The organism is Candidatus Galacturonatibacter soehngenii (assembly GCF_008830185.1).
Lineage (GTDB): Bacteria > Bacillota > Clostridia > Lachnospirales > Lachnospiraceae > Lachnotalea > Lachnotalea soehngenii.
The window spans coordinates 764,642-780,137 of record NZ_WAGX01000005.1; the positions used below are offsets into that span (position 1 = coordinate 764,642).

Sequence of the window (15,496 nt, forward strand, 5' to 3'; positions counted from 1 at the left end):
GTTTTATAGTAACAGTTAAAATGCTCTTGGTCAACTGCATAAAGAATGGAAGGTCTCTTGTCAAATATTGTCTTATAAGGTATATTATTAAAGAATAAAAAGATACTATAAATGAAATACAAGAAAGAAGCAGTTGTAAATTCTATTTTTACAGCATAATATGAGGAATAATTTTATGAAAAAAAATCTTATTGTTGGTCAATCTGGCGGACCGACTTGCGTTATTAATTCAAGTTTATATGGTGTTATTTTGGAAGCTCTACAAGCAGAAAACCACATTGATGAGATCTATGGCATGGTAAATGGAATTGAAGGTTTTTTAAAAGGTAATGTCATTTCTCTCAAAAAACAATTAGATTCCAACGAGCAAAAAGTGCTTCAGACAACTCCTGGTGCGTATTTAGGTTCTTGTCGTTACAAGCTTCCAGCTAATTTAGAGGATGAAGTATTTGCAAAACTTTTTGAAGAGCTTACACGCCTAAATATCGGATATTTTCTTTATATAGGTGGCAATGATTCTATGGATACGGTAAGCAAGCTTTCTCGTTATGCCGAATCTATCCAAAGCTCCATTCGTTTTATCGGCATTCCAAAAACGATAGACAATGATTTGATTTTGACAGACCATACCCCTGGCTTTGGTAGTGCCGCAAAGTTCGTTGCTACCACAGTTCGAGAGATTGCAATGGATGCAGCCATTTACGATAAAAAATCTGTTACGATTGTAGAGATAATGGGACGTCATGCTGGTTGGCTCACCGCTTCCTCTGTACTTGCAAGAAAATTTAAAAACGATAATCCAGTTCTTATCTATCTTCCAGAGACTAGTTTTAACGAAGAAGACTTTTTAAAGGAAATAAAGCAACATTTAAACACAAAGACAAATCTTGTCGTGTGTGTCTCTGAGGGACTTCATGATGAGAAAGGTGACTTTATCTGCGAAAAAGTAAACTCTGTTTCTGTTGACAATTTCGGTCATAAAGTATTAGCAGGCTGTGGCAAATATCTGGAAGAACTTGTAAAAAAACATTTAAATGTAAAGGTTCGCTCAGTTGAACTAAATGTAACGCAGCGTTGCTCCTCTACTCTTTTATCAAAAACAGATCTAGATGAGGCGGCACTTGCTGGTAGAGCGGGAGTTCAAGCCATACTTACTGGAGAAACTGGTAAAATGGTAGCCTTTCATCGTGCCACAAATAAACCTTATTCGATTACAACTTCTTTGGTAGATGTAAATGAAGTATGTAATCAAGAAAAGAAAGTACCTCTTGAATGGATTACTAACCATGACACTGATATTGCAGATGAATTTATTTCCTATGTACTTCCTTTAATTCAGGGTAATGTAACAATTCCACAAAAGGATGGTCTTCCTCTTTTTGCATATCGTAATTTCTAAAATAAGAAAAGGATGTATGACTTTTTTAGTCAACATCCTTTTCTTATTTTACATGCTTTTCACCCCATTTAGACATTAACTCAAGAATGGGGATTAAGGTCATTCCTTCCTCTGTTAAAGAGTATTCCACACGTGGTGGCACTTCATTATATTGTTCTCTAAAAATCAGCCCACTTGCCTCTAGCTCTTTTAACTGATTACTTAGTGTTCGATGGGCAATTGGAAGTAAGCTATCACGTAATTTATTGTAACGTATACATTTTGCTTGATAAATCTTCCATAGAATGACCCATTTCCATTTTCCCTCCATTACAGACATTGTGTAATAAATCGGGCATTTTCCATACTTGCTTTCAAAATCCATAATATTATCCTTGCTAACATATAGTTTAGTATATAACAAAAATGTGCATACTTGTTTCACCTATCACTATCATATATAATTTGGTACATAAAATCAAGTAATCAAAAGGAGTACATTATGAATATTATTGCATTTAATGGAAGCCCAAGAAAAAACAAAAATACTGCTACTTTATTAACTCACGCTTTAGAAGGTGCTGCCTCACTTGGAGCAAAAACAAAGCTCATTCACTTATATGATTTAAACTTTAAAGGTTGTGTCAGTTGTTTTGCCTGTAAACGAAAAGATAGTAAGACCTATGGAAGTTGTTCTTATCAAGATGATTTGACTTTAATCTTGGAAGAGATTAAGAAAGCCGATGCACTCATATTTGGCTCTCCTATCTTTCTTGGTTCAATATCTGGCGAGATGAAATCTTTCCTTGAACGACTCGTTTATCCTTATTTAACCTATACCAAGGACTACAAAACAATATTTCCTAGACGCATTCCTACCGCTCTTTTTTATACCATGAATGTTACAAGCAAACAAATGGCAGAACTAAATTACATAGAAAGTCTAAAACGTAATGAAGTATTTTTGGAGCGAACCTTTGGAAGTGTGGAAACATTCTATGTAAATGATACATCACAATTTGAAGACTATTCTAAGTATGAATCCTCTGCATTTGATTTAGAAAAAAAAGCCATTGTCAAAAAGGAACAATTTCCAATTGATTGTCAAAAGGCCTTTGATCTTGGAAAGAGCTTTGTGAAAGTTGCTCTTTCATAATAACAAATGCATATATATTTAGGTTGTTGACGCTGTCGACAACCTTTCGCCCTGTTTCGTTGTAGGACCTTCTTCTAAGCCCATCTCATCGCGCTCCTTAAACGATTGATTCTGTTCATCTAATAAAGTCTTCTTCATAAATTCTTCCATTTCTTTGTTTAATTCCTTTGAACCATGTTTATTTAACGCCGCTTGGATGGCATCGGAATAAAGCCCTGCTCCCACTGTGGTAGCTTCTCCATCTTGACACTTTTCATCTGCGGCAGCAAGGAAGCTAGCCTGCGCTGTAGCCTCTGCAATCGCTGCGGCCTTTGCAGTCTCTGACCTTGCTGATTTTAGGGCGGTTTCTAAATTCTCTCTTATTCGATTTGCTCTCATAGCTTTTCTAAAAAGTTCAAGATTGGTTTCTTTTAAAAATTCAATTTCTTCTTTCGAAACTTTCTTACCTTGTGCGATTTTTCTCGCAATCGCATCTGGAGACATTTTTTTCTTACTTGTTCCTTTTACCTTTTGTATCAAAGGTGCTCCAAATACACTTGTTGATTTCTTCTTATTATTATCCTCGCTTATTGACGTACCTTCTTTTTTTGAAGAATTTGATAGTCCAGTATTACGAAAAACTCCACTTAAATTTACATTAATATTATTATTCATAACTCATCCCTTACCCTTCTTTTGATTCAATTGTAAGTTATATCGTCATAAATACGTTAAGATTAACCCTCTTAACAAAAACGTAAAGTAAATAAAGATAGAAAAATTATTTTACGTAAAAACAATTTCACTATCTTTTATTTTGCTACATGTCTTCTTTTTTACGCCTTCTCTTGTTCATAATACCCCCAATACGACCCGTCTCTTTTGCTGAAAGGCTTTTCCATCCATCCTCAAGAACTCTATCAAGCAATCCCAATTCTTCGGCTATTTCGTATTTTAACTTATCCTCTGGTGCTATATTATTTAAATCAATTTTCTTTTCTTTTTTGCTCATAAAAATACTCCTTTCGCTTCTGCTACTAGGAGTATCACCCTATTTCCTTATTTTATTCAGATTTTGCTTCGTTTTTATAGATTAACTTCATAACTATATTTTGAGGATAATCTCCAAAGGAATCTCCAAAAATATTGACTCCTCCAATATTCTTTGCATCTTCCTTAATCCCAATTCGAACGGATATAAAGGGATGATCCGCCAAATGATAATCTTCTATCGTATTATCATTGACTTTATCTTTATCGATAAACGTACCTCTATCAGTGAACCTCCATGTCTTTAAATTCCCATACTGTGTATTCTTATCTGGCCACCAGTCAGGATTTAACTTACCTCTTCTTCCACCAAAATCACTTGGTGAACACCAAGTACCTGCCTCTAAGCCATTGACCCATATGGTAATATCTGATTTACAGTTCAAATCATAATCTGCTGCCTCAGAACACAATTCCAATGATATTTCACACTGTTTGACCTTTCGTTCTTGAATGGCTGCATTGGGAAAACGATATTCTACATATCCTGCTCCAAACCAAATTAATTTTGCAGTGGTTCGTAGTGGATTATAAAAGCACCTTGGTTCATCCTCTTCATCAATATGCCCCTTCTCATTCACAATTCCACATGTTGGTGTTACTTTATAGTCCACGTAGTTACCTATTGGCATACTAATCATTTCAGTTTTGTTTTTATCATTATTTTCATTTCGATTTAAAATAATATTTAACTCTTCTACTTGCTTATAACATACTTTCATAGAGCCTCTGATACCTGGCTGCAAATCGCAATGAATTAGACCAGCTTCTTCCAAAACCTTAACATTTAACGCTGCTGTAGAGGCTGGAATATCTAGCCTTTCTGCTATTTCATTTACCTTTAAGCTCTCTTTACATAGTAGTTGCAATATATCGATTCTGACTTCAGATGCTAACGCTCTCGCTACCAAAACCAAATCCTTATGGCCTAAATCCAGACTTTTTTTCTCCATTTGATTCTCCTAGTTTCATTCTTACAGTATTTCTGTTTTAATCCATATATTTATTGTAACATAGAATGCAAATTGGTCAACTCATGTTCACTATCTATGAAATCCAGCTATTAAGTCTTACCCTAGATAAGCCTTTAATAATTCAAATGTATTCAAGACACCCTCTTTATGACTTCTCTCATAGCCATGTGATGCATAAACGCCTGGACCAATCAAGCCATGTTTTACATCGTATCCCGCACTTAACGCAACATCTGCATCAGACCCGTAAAGTGGATAGACGTCTACTGCATAATTTATATCCTTATCCTGTGCCGCCTTAACCAAAGCAGTTACTACGTCATAATTGTAAGGTCCTCTGCTATCTTTTGCACATATGGATACTTTAAACTCATCGCATTCCAATCCTTCCCCGATACATCCCATGTCAACTGCAAGCACCTCAACTACATTTTCAGGAATTGAGGCTGCTCCGCCATGCCCTACTTCTTCGTATACTGTGATATGCTGATAAATCTCACGTTCAGGCTCTATGTTTTCTTCTTTTAGGTATTTTGCATATCCTAATAAGATTCCAACACTTAATTTATCATCTAGAAAACGACTCTTAATAAAGCCACTTTGCGTTACAGTTGTTCTAGGATCAAAGCAAACAAAATCACCAGCCATGATACCAAGCTTTTGTACTGCTTCCTTTGAATCCACCTTTTCGTCGATTACTACTTCCATTTCTTTATAACTTCTGCTTGTTTCATCGTACTTTTCATTTACATGAATGGAGGCATTCGTCAACTGAAAGGTTCCTTCATAAACTTTACCAAACCGTGTGATGATTCTACAGTTTTCACTCTCCGCATTGTTTGCATTCATTCCACCAACTGGTGTTAATTTTAATCGGCCATTACTTTTTATTTCGGTCACCATACCACCAAGGGTATCCGCATGCGCTTCTAAAAGAATTGCATTTTCTTTATTTTTCCCACCTATTTTAACAAGGAGTCCTCCTTTTATTGTTATCATTGGCTCGTATCCAAGAGCTTCGTACTCTTTCTTTAGATATGCAATCACATCCTTTGTATATCCTGATGGACTATCAATTGCAAGTAGGTTTTTCGTCTCTTCTATTATATAATCTAAATAATTCATCTTTTAAATTCTCCTTTTATATCTTATTAAATTTCATCATTGATAAACAACTCAATCATCTCACTGGTAAGGCTAATAGTAGTAGATGGCCTTGGTATATCTTCTCGTTTAAACCAGGTAGCTTCTGATAATTCACTTTCTTGTAAGGTTACGGTATCATCCCCGTCAACCTCTGCAAAGTACCCTACTAACAAAGACCCAGAAAAAGGCCATGGTTGTGATTTATAATACGTAATATTCTTAACCTTTAATCCAACCTCCTCCATAACCTCACGTCGAACGGTTTCTTCTAGCTCCTCGCCTATTTCTGCATATCCTGCGACCAGTGCATAATTTTTATAAACACCATGAGCATATTTTGTCAATAACAGCTTATCTTGATTGGTAATCCCAACAATAACCGAAGGGCTTAGGGTTGGGTAAACGAGGTTGCCACAACTAGGGCACTGTAAGGCTCTCTCTGTATCATGCAACTTCATTTTTGTTGCACATCTTCCACAGTATTTATGGTTTTGATACCAATGATGAAGTTGTCCTCCAACCGCTGCTGCAAATACCTTCCATTCTGGTTTAGCAATTCTGATATTATGAAGTAATTCATATTTCCAGTCTATGTTTTCTTCTATCAATAGATTTTGAACATAATAATAATTAACTTCATCAATTGAAAAAAGATAAATTACATTTTCTTTTACTTTAGAATAATCACAGTTCAAATCAGAAAGCTGTGGAAATAGAATATCATTTTCTTTTTGCTGAATTAGCAAAGAATTCTCTTTAAAAATTAAAAGATAATCATTATCTGTTAGTTTATCTTTTTTAAACTCATTGTAAAATCTATGTGGGGCTATATTTTGAAACATATTGTTCTCCTATTCGTATCGCTTATCGGGTGAAATCAAATGTCTGCTTCGCAGCCGGTTGCTGTGAGTACTTAGAGAGAGTATTTTTCTCTCTTAGTACGAACGCACTCAATTTTACTTAGTGAGGTATTTTCGAACTTAGTAAAATTGAGTTTCCTTTTTTTCCGATAAGTTACACTTCGTGTAACTAGCTCTAGAGCTTTGCTCTATCGCTAACTTATCAGGTGAAATCAAGTGTCTGCCTCGCAGCCGCTTGATTTCCTTCCGATAAGTTACATTATATCATAATTGTTTTACAAATACGTAAAATTTGTTATACTAGAGATATAAAAAGTTTAAGAGGTGATAAAATGTCAGAAGAAACAAATGTTACACAAGCAATCCCTTCTATGGCAGAATTTGAGGTAGAGCTTGAGAATTCTTTTAAAAAGTTAAAAGAGGGAGACATTGTAACTGGAACTGTAATTGGTGTATCTGAAACAGAAGTTACGGTTGATCTTGGAAGCTATAGTGAGGGTATTATTAAATTAGAAGAATTAAGCAACGATCCTCGTTTTTCCATTAAAGCTGATATCCAAATAGGGGATGAGGTAAGTGCCGAGGTTCTCTATGAAGATATGGAAGGGCGTATTTTTCTTTCTAGAAAAAATGCATATGATATACTTTCTTGGGATGCATTAAAGGAAATGCAAAAAAACAAAACCGTTAGTAATGTAAAAGTAGCAGAAGCCGTTAATAGCGGTGTTATTACGTATCTGAATGGAATACGTGCTTTTATTCCTGCCTCTCAATTATCCTTACAATATGTTGAAGATTTAGGAAGTTTCGTTGGTCAAAAACTTGATGTACAAGTAATTGAAGTGAATCAAGATGCCAATAAGCTTATTTTATCTGCTAAGGAGCTTTTAAAAGAAAAAGCTTTAGAGGATAAGAATAGTCGTATCTCTAAGTTACAGCCTGGTTTAATTGTTACTGGAAAAGTTGAAACCATTGTACCTTACGGGGCATTTGTTAATATCGGCGAAGATTTAACAGGACTGGTTCATATCTCACAAATCTGTGGACGTCGTATCAAATCTCCAAAAGAAGTAATCAAAGAAGGCGATGAGGTAACAGTAAAAATTATCGATATAAAAGAGGGTAAAATCAGCCTAAGCATGAAGGCAGTGGCAGAAAATGACGAAGTATTAAATGATGTAGAAGAAGCTTCGTTTGAATATCATTCTGATGAAGAAGCCTCAACAAGCCTTGGTTCTTTACTTAGCAAATTAAAACTTTAAAAATAAAAATCCGTAAAGGTTCTCACTTTTACGGATTTTATATTTATTTGCATCAATTTTTCATTTTGGGATTAAAGATAAGAGAAGCTACATACCCTAATATTAGAGCACCTGATATACCTACTGCACTTGCAGTAAAGCCTCCCATAAAAATACCGATGAAACCATCTGTATCAATCGCCTCTTTTACACCTTTCCATAATACATTACCAAATCCGAGCAAAGGAACACTTGCACCTGCTCCAGCAAATTTTAAGAAGGGTTCGTAAAGTCCTAACGCTCCTAATACTGCACCACCGCATACTAACAGTACCATAATCCTACCTGGCATTAATTTGGTTTTATCCATTAAGATTTGTACCAATGCACAGATAAGCCCGCCAACCCAAAACGCATTTATATAATCCATTTTGTTTTCACTCCTTTTTATTTCATTGGTATTATATTTCCCTACAAATTGCAATATATGCATAGGTTTGCCGTTGTATCAGATTTTGTTTTATGCTATATTATTATTATAAAGTCGTGTAGTTTATGTTATTCCTACTACGTGAAATGATATCAAAAGGACAAAACACCTTTTGATCTGGACTTGTTATATTTGAAATTCAACGCAGTTATGATCCGTTTTTAGCTTCGTAATAAAAATGAATAGATTCGTAATTTACAAGGAATGAGGTATTGATATGAAAAAGAAAAAAATCGTAGTTGCACTTGGACGAGAAGCATTTGGTGCAATCATACCAGATCAACAAAGAGCAGTACGACGTGCAGCAAAGGCAATCGCCGATCTAGTTGAGGCGAAATATCAAGTAATTATTACACATAGCAATGGCCCTCAAGTGGGAATGCTTCATACCGCTATGACAGAATTTAGCCGTCTTGATTCTACTTACACCGTTGCTCCTATGTCTGTTTGTGGAGCATTAAGTCAAGGATATATTGGATATGATCTTCAAAATGCAATACGAAGTGAGTTATTAGAACGCGGAATATTCAAACCTGTTTCGACTATTATTACTCAGGTGCGTGTTGACCCGTTTGACGAAGCCTTTTCTCATCCAACCAAAGTGATTGGAAGATATATGTCAAAAGAGGAAGCCGATGAAGAAGTGAAAAAAGGTAATTATGTAGTAAAAGAAGCCAAAGGATATCGAAGAGTTGTTGCAACTCCAAAGCCAATTGATATCTACGAGATAGATGCCATTAAAGCACTTAGTGATGCAGATCAATTGGTAATCGCTTGTGGCGGTGGCGGTATTCCAGTTCTTGAACAGGGCACACATCTACGTGGTGCTAGCGCAGTGATTGAAAAAGACAGTGCGACAGCTAAACTGGCGGATATGGTTGATGCAGATATGATCCTATTCTTAACTGGTGTTGAGAAAGTAGCTCTTAACTATAATACTCCTTCAGAAGTCTTCCTAGACTCCATTACTGTAGCAGAGGCAAAGGAATATAAGAAAGAGGGACATTTTCCTGAAACCTCTATGCTTCCTAAAATAGAAGCTTCTATCGAATTCGTAGAAAAGAAGGAAGGACGAAGCGCTATTATCACTCATTTAGAAAAAGCAAAAGACGCAATTAATAAGAAAACAGGGACTATCATTACTGCTTCCTAACCATTTTATCTAATACAATTTAAGGTCTGTGTTACTAGGTTTGACCAACTTAGTAATACGGACTTTTTTACTTCTTTCTTATTCGTCAAATTAGTGCTATACTAGACAAGAATCGTCATAAAAAGTTAGTAATTGACACAAGAAAGGCAATGTAAGATTCATGCATTCACTTTTCATGATTGATTCAAATATATATTTTTTTAAAAACGGGAGGAAAAAATGAAAAAAAATCTAAAAATGGGATGTATGCTTATTATGTCTGCCATGCTCATTATGACTGGCTGTGGAAACAATAATAGCAAAGACGCAAGTACCCAAACAAACGACCAAACTGCAATTGCTGATACGAACACTAGCACGCAGTCCAATGAGAAGGAAGCTGAGAAAGAAGCTGAGAAGGAAGCTGACGCTACTTCAAGTGCAACGCAAGCTGGTTACACACCATATGATCAATTAAAAGACAGCTACGATGTAATTATCATTGGTGCTGGCGGTGCTGGTATGTCAGCCGCACTTGAAGCTAAGGCAAATGGAGCCAATCCAGTTATCTTTGAAAAAATGCCTATCGCTGGAGGAAATACACTGAAATCTTCCTCAGGAATGAATGCCTCTGAAACCAAATTCCAGAAGGAACAAGGAATTGAAGATAGCAATGATTTATTCTATGAACAAACCTTAAAGGGTGGTCATGATACAAATGATACAAAAATGCTTCGTTTCTTCGTAGACAATTCAGGAGCTGCTATTGACTGGTTAGATTCTATTGGTATTAAATTGAATAATATTACCATTACAGGTGGAATGAATGAGAAACGTACTCATCGTCCTGAAGATGGTTCTGCTGTAGGCGGATACCTAGTTAATGGTCTACTAAATAATATACAAGAGCAAGACATACCTCTTTTTGTAAATGCGAATGTTAAAGAAATAACAATGCAGGATGGTAACGTTAATGGTGTTAAGGTTGTTTTCAATGATACCGATGAAAAAATGATTACAGCAAAAGCAGTTATCGTGGCAACTGGTGGATTTGGTTCTAACCAAGATATCATCTCCGAAGTTAGACCTGATTTAAAAGGACTTGTAACAACCAATCAAGTTGGTAGCACAGGCGATGGCATCCAGATGATTGAAAAACTTGGTGGTACTACCGTGGATATGGATCAAATTCAGGTTCACCCTACCGTTCAGCAAGATAAATCTTACCTTATCGGCGAAGCCGTTCGTGGGGAAGGAGCCATTCTTGTATCCAATGAAGGGAAACGTTTCACAAACGAGCTTGATACTCGTGACCATGTTACCGCTGCAATCAATACTTTACCAGAGAAATCTGCTTTCCTTGTATTTGATTCAGGTGTAAAATCTCGTGTGAAAGCAATCGAACAATATGAAAAAATGGGATTTGTGAAAACAGGTGACACCATTGAGGCACTCGCACAAGAAATGGGAATTCCAGCTGATCAGTTACAGGCAACCCTTGATACTTGGAACAACAGTGTAAAAGATAAAAATGATTCTGAATTTGGCAGAACGACAGGAATGGATAACGACTTATCCGCTGCTCCTTACTATGCGATTCAAATCGCACCTGGAATTCATTACACTATGGGTGGTGTAAAAATTAATACAAATACAGAAGTTCTAAACGAAAGTGGTGACCCGATTCCTGGACTCTTTGCAGCTGGTGAAGTTACTGGTGGCTTGCATGGTCAAAACCGAATCGGCGGTAACTCTGTTGCAGAAATTATTATTTTTGGTCGTCAGGCAGGTATCAAAGCAGCTGAATTTACCAAATAATAAGCACCCTTACTCTAATTCAAAAACAGCGGGCAAGGAAAATTCCTATGCCTGCTGTTTTCTAACTATTATTCTCTTAACTCAACCCCAAAAAACATATTTTTCCATCATTCTTTTTCTATCATAGTGCCAATGAATCTCACATCTTACTATTGAATTGTAAAATGATACTGATCAATACCATATACCACTTTCATTCTATAAGAAGTAAAATATACATCAAGAAATTCAACTAATTTCTTTTTATCTTCCTGTGTCTCGTTGTTTATTACCTCGATCGAAAAACTTTGTCCACCACAAGCATCCTTTAAATGAATCGAATACGGTAACCCTTTTTCTTTCAATTGATTATTTATTTCTATTATCTGACTAATTGACACAATTTTCATAGTAACTCCTTACTCTTTGTTCCCTGTTTCATGAATCAAAGAAATTTCACCTTCAAATACAATTTCTGCTGGTCCTGTCATGTACACCATGTTCTCCACTTGATTCCATTCCACCAATAAGTCTCCACCTAAAAGACGTATCGTTACTTCATTGTCTGTGAGCCCATTTAATATGGATGCAACGGCCGTGGCACATGCGCCTGTCCCGCAAGCAAGAGTCTCTCCTGATCCTCTTTCCCATACTCTCATTTCGATTGTTTTTCGATCCATTATTTTTACAAACTCTGTATTGATGCGTTTTGGAAATCTTTCATGATTTTCAAAATCTGGTCCTATTTTTTCCAAATCAAGCCCTTTTACATCCTCCATGTAAATAACTGCATGAGGATTTCCCATGGAAACACATGTCATATGATAAGTTTTACCAGCCACCTCGATTGGCTCATTTACGACTTGTTCTCCAGTAGCAATCACTGGAATATCTGCTGGCGTTAAGATTGGACTACCCATATTTACCTTTATTTGAACTGCCTTGCCATCCTTAATTGTCAAATCTAAATACTTTATTCCTGCTAGTGTCTCCACCGAAATACTTGTTTTGTCAGTAAGTTTGTAATCATAAACATATTTCGCTACACAGCGGATTCCATTTCCACACATTTCTCCTTGTGAACCATCCGCATTATACATTTCCATTTTAAAATCTGCTATATCGGAAGGTTTAATTAGTATTAACCCATCTGATCCAATTCCAAAATGTCTATCACTTACTAGTTTTGCCACTTCACTTGGATTATCTATTTTCTCTATCAAACAATTCACATATACATAATCATTACCAAGTCCCTGCATTTTTGTAAATTTCATTACACGCTTACCTCTTTTCTTTCTAATCTCTTTTTTGCTATTCTATGGGGTACAAATACTCAACTTATTTTTTCTCTATGTTATATTATAACCTACAAAATAAAGAAAAACAGAGTATTTTTTACAAAAAATTATGCAAAAAATGCTCTGTTAAATGATTCTATATTTTTTACTCTTCTTGTATACCCTCATTTTCTTCAAACCAAGCATATTTATAGAACTCTATTGGTATCTCATCTACATTTAATTCTTTATATAAGTAATATTTCTTTTTGTTTTTAGTCAATATCAACCATTGTTCTTCGTTATAACCTTCTATAGTAAATATTGAATTTTTTTCTTGTGCGATTGTTACATCTCCTATTTTAGATTGAACCTCTAAATTAGAAGGTGCTGTAGAGAAGAGTTGAAATTCTTTATCCTTAAAAGTGAATGTTTGCTTGTATTCCTTAATATTACCTTTTGTAAATTTATACGGAATATATTCGATATTCTCTTCTCCAAATAAAGCCCAGTCTCCCATTAATGTTTTGCTTATAGTTAATAGCCATTGCCCCGTCGAATAATTCTTTATTTCCCTCACTTGCGTTATAATTCCTGATTCATCTTTCATATAGGCAAGTTGTTTTCCTTTTTCTAGGCTAGTACTAGATCCTAAAAATATATAAGTTTTTCCATTATAATCGAAACTACCGTCACTATTATATTCTATTTCTGGTAAATTATTATTATAGCAAGCAGTAAGCAATGAAATTACCACAAATGCTAAAGTTACAATACTTGTTTTTTTCATATCCTTCCTCATTTCCAATAAGAATATATACTATTCCGTTATTTCCGTTCTCATTATTAGCACCTATAATACCTAACATTGCAGTCCCATGTCCATTATCATCATATGTATCTAAACGGTTATTAACCAAATCAACACTATAAATAATCCTATTCTGTGGATATATCAAATCTTTATGTGGGTATATTCCAGTATCTAGAATGGCTATGGAAAAAGTATTTTCAACTTTCAAATCACCACTCTTATAAAAACCTATCATAGATTTTACTATATCAAAATCCAAGATTTCTACACCTTCATCAATATTGGTTTTAGTTTTATTGGTAACTTCCTGTTCCTAAATTACTTGTTTAGATACTACTTGATTATTTTTTTTAACAACTGTTTCTTTTCCATTACACGCAATAAAGCTATTACAATATAATAATAAAAAAAACAAACATATTAAATTTTTTTTCATATTTAATCCTTAGAATTATAAAATATATTTATTAAATGACTATAATTTATAAGAAAATCAAAGACAATTCAAGAAATTTAGCATGAATGGTCATTTTAAAGGCGTGAATAGCATATTACTTATATATATGTTAATTGGTTAATTCTGCTTCATAAACTAGTTTCATATTTTGTAAGTGACCTTCAAATTTACCCTTTTGTATCCACCTTCCCGTTTTACATTTTTTGCGTTAACATATATAGGGAGGCTTATATCTGTTGATACAATCCTCACGTAATAACGAATACAAATCTCTTCTCATTTCTTACAAACGATAAATATAGAATTCTTATAATCATTAGTTCCACATACTTTATTCCTTTTTTTTATTATAAAATACATCTATAGGAAGCCTCAAAAATGTCCATCGTCCAAAACATACATTTTACCAAGGAGGTTTCATATAGATGCATTCTAATTGTACCAAGAATCTTCTATTTAGAAGATGTCTTAATAAAAAAATAATACAAGCTGATACATTTGTAAAAGTATTTATCGAAACAAAACCTACTAATCAGATATGCCTAGCCTGTGGTCAGAATACAGGACGTATTCATGATTATTGCTATCAAACCATAAAAGACTTACCGTTCCAGATGAAGCACACTTATTTAGTTCTAAGAAAAAGGCGATATGCTTGTTGTTGTGGTAAAAGATTTTTAGAAAAGTATCCCTTTCTAGCTTCATATCAAAGACGTACTCTTCGACTTTCCTTTAAAATCATTGATCTACTCAGAAACATGCGTAGCATAAAATCTGTTGCTGATGATACAAATGTTTCAGCGAACACAGTGATACAACGGCTATAAACATTTCACTCTGCAAGATTGTTCCTAATATATCCGTAAAATAATAATTTGTGGTATTTATTAACATATTATACGTCACAATATCTTATTTATGGCAAAACAACAGCACAGAAAGAGCCAGTAAATGGTCGTAACCCACTTAAACTGGCTCAGTTGCTTCTTGATTCAAAACTGATTGAACTATTACACATAAACATCATTGGATCTCATAAAATTATTTTAATACCAAAACTTTTTGGAACATTAGTAGCTATTTTATATTAACTTGAGGACAGACTTCATTTCGATGAAAACAAACTTCATATGTGGACTTTAATTGCTAAGTTTTTTTCAATGTTTTATACTCACTATTTAATCTTTTAACAAAGTCAATACCATCTGAGCCGTTTCAACCATATTGGTTGCACTGTCCATACTACATTTTTGTATATAACGATGTGCTTCCTCTTCTGTCATGTTATTTCGTTCCATAAGTAATATTTTTGCCTGTTTAATGAGTTCGCGTTCCTGGTCGTTTCGTTCCTTTGGCTTTGACTTTAATTTTTTTCGTTTTCTGGCCATTGTTGTGACCATCATTTCGACTGTATTAATTAAATCATTTGCTTTAATTGGCATGGATAGACAAACGATGTCAGTACTATTTGCTGTACTTAGAACGTGTTGGGATGCCATTAAAAGCATCTCAAAATTAGGAGGCAAGGATTCGTGTAATTCAGAAAACATCATATCCGCATATTTATATCCACATACTACGATTCCATAGGTTAGGCTGTCTGCATAATTTAATGCCTGCGCACCTGATGTACATACTGCCGCTACCGAGTATCCATTTCTAACTAACAGGTTTCTTATGTTTTTTGCATCTTCTACTTTGGGAAAAACAACGATTATACTCGCCACAATTACACCTCCTCA

The 15,496-nt window shown here is 34.8% G+C and carries 18 protein-coding genes; 6 read left to right on the top strand and 12 right to left on the bottom strand.

The genetic code is table 11. The features are described 5' to 3' along the window. Positions 1-175: 175 nt before the first annotated feature. Positions 176-1,399: a 6-phosphofructokinase gene (locus F7O84_RS11040; protein WP_151144918.1), complete on the top strand. Its 1,224-nt coding sequence runs from the start codon at positions 176-178 to the stop codon at positions 1,397-1,399. A 43-nt stretch (positions 1,400-1,442) separates the two neighbouring features. Here F7O84_RS11040 and F7O84_RS11045 read toward each other — a convergent pair whose 3' ends face one another. Then, positions 1,443-1,763, bottom strand: coding sequence for a winged helix-turn-helix transcriptional regulator (locus tag F7O84_RS11045; RefSeq protein WP_151144921.1), 321 nt, complete (start codon positions 1,761-1,763; stop codon positions 1,443-1,445). A gap of 117 nt (positions 1,764-1,880) precedes the next feature. Here F7O84_RS11045 and F7O84_RS11050 point away from each other — a divergent pair, with 117 nt between their 5' ends. Next, positions 1,881-2,534: a flavodoxin family protein gene (locus F7O84_RS11050; protein WP_151144924.1), complete on the top strand. Its 654-nt coding sequence runs from the start codon at positions 1,881-1,883 to the stop codon at positions 2,532-2,534. Between the two features lie 18 nt (positions 2,535-2,552). Here the strand turns inward: F7O84_RS11050 and F7O84_RS11055 are convergent, their stop codons facing one another. The 5 genes from F7O84_RS11055 to nudC all read right to left on the bottom strand — a co-directional run bounded on the left by F7O84_RS11055 (position 2,553) and on the right by nudC (position 6,525). Next, the gene (locus tag F7O84_RS11055) at positions 2,553-3,188 is read right to left on the bottom strand and encodes a hypothetical protein (RefSeq protein ID WP_151144927.1); all 636 of its coding nucleotides are present in this window, start codon (positions 3,186-3,188) and stop codon (positions 2,553-2,555) included. Between the two features lie 145 nt (positions 3,189-3,333). Further along, entirely contained in the window at positions 3,334-3,525 is a 192-nt protein-coding gene (locus F7O84_RS11060; protein ID WP_151144930.1) for an alpha/beta-type small acid-soluble spore protein, read from the bottom strand. 52 nt (positions 3,526-3,577) lie between these two features. Beyond that, the gene (locus F7O84_RS11065; RefSeq protein ID WP_151144933.1) at positions 3,578-4,516 is read right to left on the bottom strand and encodes an ArsR/SmtB family transcription factor; all 939 of its coding nucleotides are present in this window, start codon (positions 4,514-4,516) and stop codon (positions 3,578-3,580) included. Between the two features lie 117 nt (positions 4,517-4,633). Further along, positions 4,634-5,662, bottom strand: a complete 1,029-nt coding sequence (locus F7O84_RS11070) for a M42 family metallopeptidase (RefSeq protein ID WP_151144936.1) — start codon at positions 5,660-5,662, stop codon at positions 4,634-4,636. Between the two features lie 26 nt (positions 5,663-5,688). Next, on the bottom strand, positions 5,689-6,525 hold the full coding sequence (nudC, locus tag F7O84_RS11075; RefSeq protein WP_151144939.1) for an NAD(+) diphosphatase: 837 nt from the start codon (positions 6,523-6,525) through the stop codon (positions 5,689-5,691). A 350-nt stretch (positions 6,526-6,875) separates the two neighbouring features. Here nudC and F7O84_RS11080 point away from each other — a divergent pair, with 350 nt between their 5' ends. Further along, the gene (locus tag F7O84_RS11080; RefSeq protein ID WP_151144943.1) at positions 6,876-7,805 is read left to right on the top strand and encodes a S1 RNA-binding domain-containing protein; all 930 of its coding nucleotides are present in this window, start codon (positions 6,876-6,878) and stop codon (positions 7,803-7,805) included. A gap of 52 nt (positions 7,806-7,857) precedes the next feature. Here F7O84_RS11080 and F7O84_RS11085 read toward each other — a convergent pair whose 3' ends face one another. Beyond that, on the bottom strand, positions 7,858-8,214 hold the full coding sequence (locus F7O84_RS11085; RefSeq protein ID WP_151144946.1) for a SpoVA/SpoVAEb family sporulation membrane protein: 357 nt from the start codon (positions 8,212-8,214) through the stop codon (positions 7,858-7,860). A 277-nt stretch (positions 8,215-8,491) separates the two neighbouring features. Between F7O84_RS11085 and arcC the strand changes: the two genes are divergently transcribed. Further along, positions 8,492-9,427, top strand: coding sequence for a carbamate kinase (gene arcC / locus F7O84_RS11090; RefSeq protein ID WP_151144948.1), 936 nt, complete (start codon positions 8,492-8,494; stop codon positions 9,425-9,427). A 219-nt stretch (positions 9,428-9,646) separates the two neighbouring features. Further along, positions 9,647-11,224 (top strand): flavocytochrome c, encoded by a 1,578-nt coding sequence (locus tag F7O84_RS11095; protein ID WP_151144950.1) that lies wholly within the window; start codon positions 9,647-9,649, stop codon positions 11,222-11,224. Between the two features lie 149 nt (positions 11,225-11,373). Here the strand turns inward: F7O84_RS11095 and F7O84_RS11100 are convergent, their stop codons facing one another. The 4 genes from F7O84_RS11100 to F7O84_RS11115 form a co-directional block, all read right to left on the bottom strand. Next, complete coding sequence (locus F7O84_RS11100; RefSeq protein ID WP_151144953.1) at positions 11,374-11,613, bottom strand: RDAC family protein; 240 nt, start codon at positions 11,611-11,613, stop codon at positions 11,374-11,376. Between the two features lie 9 nt (positions 11,614-11,622). Next, positions 11,623-12,480 carry a diaminopimelate epimerase gene (gene dapF / locus F7O84_RS11105; RefSeq protein WP_151144956.1) on the bottom strand — a complete coding sequence of 286 codons (858 nt, stop codon included), beginning with the start codon at positions 12,478-12,480 and terminating at the stop codon, positions 11,623-11,625. A 169-nt stretch (positions 12,481-12,649) separates the two neighbouring features. Then, positions 12,650-13,273 (bottom strand): hypothetical protein, encoded by a 624-nt coding sequence (locus F7O84_RS11110; RefSeq protein WP_151144959.1) that lies wholly within the window; start codon positions 13,271-13,273, stop codon positions 12,650-12,652. Further along, the gene (locus F7O84_RS11115) at positions 13,209-13,556 is read right to left on the bottom strand and encodes a S8 family serine peptidase (protein WP_151144962.1); all 348 of its coding nucleotides are present in this window, start codon (positions 13,554-13,556) and stop codon (positions 13,209-13,211) included. Before F7O84_RS11115 ends, F7O84_RS11110 begins: the two co-directional genes overlap by 65 nt. 623 nt (positions 13,557-14,179) lie before the next feature. On the opposite strand from F7O84_RS11115, the gene F7O84_RS11120 reads away from it, so the two are divergent. Beyond that, the gene (locus F7O84_RS11120; RefSeq protein WP_151144965.1) at positions 14,180-14,581 is read left to right on the top strand and encodes a helix-turn-helix domain-containing protein; all 402 of its coding nucleotides are present in this window, start codon (positions 14,180-14,182) and stop codon (positions 14,579-14,581) included. A 351-nt stretch (positions 14,582-14,932) separates the two neighbouring features. Here the strand turns inward: F7O84_RS11120 and F7O84_RS11125 are convergent, their stop codons facing one another. Then, complete coding sequence (locus F7O84_RS11125; RefSeq protein ID WP_151144968.1) at positions 14,933-15,481, bottom strand: ANTAR domain-containing response regulator; 549 nt, start codon at positions 15,479-15,481, stop codon at positions 14,933-14,935. Between the last annotated feature and the right edge of the window lie 15 nt (positions 15,482-15,496).

What these genes read in the sequence shown, in the direction of transcription:
- arcC (WP_151144948.1), top strand. Translation starts at nt 8,492, where the DNA reads ATGAAAAAGAAAAAAATCGTAGTTGCACTTGGACGAGAAGCATTTGGT.
- F7O84_RS11100 (WP_151144953.1), bottom strand. Translation starts at nt 11,613, where the DNA reads ATGAAAATTGTGTCAATTAGTCAGATAATAGAAATAAATAATCAATTG.
- F7O84_RS11120 (WP_151144965.1), top strand. Translation starts at nt 14,180, where the DNA reads ATGCATTCTAATTGTACCAAGAATCTTCTATTTAGAAGATGTCTTAAT.
- F7O84_RS11070 (WP_151144936.1), bottom strand. Translation starts at nt 5,662, where the DNA reads ATGAATTATTTAGATTATATAATAGAAGAGACGAAAAACCTACTTGCA.
- F7O84_RS11080 (WP_151144943.1), top strand. Translation starts at nt 6,876, where the DNA reads ATGTCAGAAGAAACAAATGTTACACAAGCAATCCCTTCTATGGCAGAA.
- F7O84_RS11060 (WP_151144930.1), bottom strand. Translation starts at nt 3,525, where the DNA reads ATGAGCAAAAAAGAAAAGAAAATTGATTTAAATAATATAGCACCAGAG.
- F7O84_RS11110 (WP_151144959.1), bottom strand. Translation starts at nt 13,273, where the DNA reads ATGAAAAAAACAAGTATTGTAACTTTAGCATTTGTGGTAATTTCATTG.
- F7O84_RS11040 (WP_151144918.1), top strand. Translation starts at nt 176, where the DNA reads ATGAAAAAAAATCTTATTGTTGGTCAATCTGGCGGACCGACTTGCGTT.
- dapF (WP_151144956.1), bottom strand. Translation starts at nt 12,480, where the DNA reads ATGAAATTTACAAAAATGCAGGGACTTGGTAATGATTATGTATATGTG.
- F7O84_RS11045 (WP_151144921.1), bottom strand. Translation starts at nt 1,763, where the DNA reads ATGGATTTTGAAAGCAAGTATGGAAAATGCCCGATTTATTACACAATG.
- F7O84_RS11095 (WP_151144950.1), top strand. Translation starts at nt 9,647, where the DNA reads ATGAAAAAAAATCTAAAAATGGGATGTATGCTTATTATGTCTGCCATG.
- F7O84_RS11050 (WP_151144924.1), top strand. Translation starts at nt 1,881, where the DNA reads ATGAATATTATTGCATTTAATGGAAGCCCAAGAAAAAACAAAAATACT.
- F7O84_RS11065 (WP_151144933.1), bottom strand. Translation starts at nt 4,516, where the DNA reads ATGGAGAAAAAAAGTCTGGATTTAGGCCATAAGGATTTGGTTTTGGTA.
- nudC (WP_151144939.1), bottom strand. Translation starts at nt 6,525, where the DNA reads ATGTTTCAAAATATAGCCCCACATAGATTTTACAATGAGTTTAAAAAA.
- F7O84_RS11085 (WP_151144946.1), bottom strand. Translation starts at nt 8,214, where the DNA reads ATGGATTATATAAATGCGTTTTGGGTTGGCGGGCTTATCTGTGCATTG.
- F7O84_RS11055 (WP_151144927.1), bottom strand. Translation starts at nt 3,188, where the DNA reads ATGAATAATAATATTAATGTAAATTTAAGTGGAGTTTTTCGTAATACT.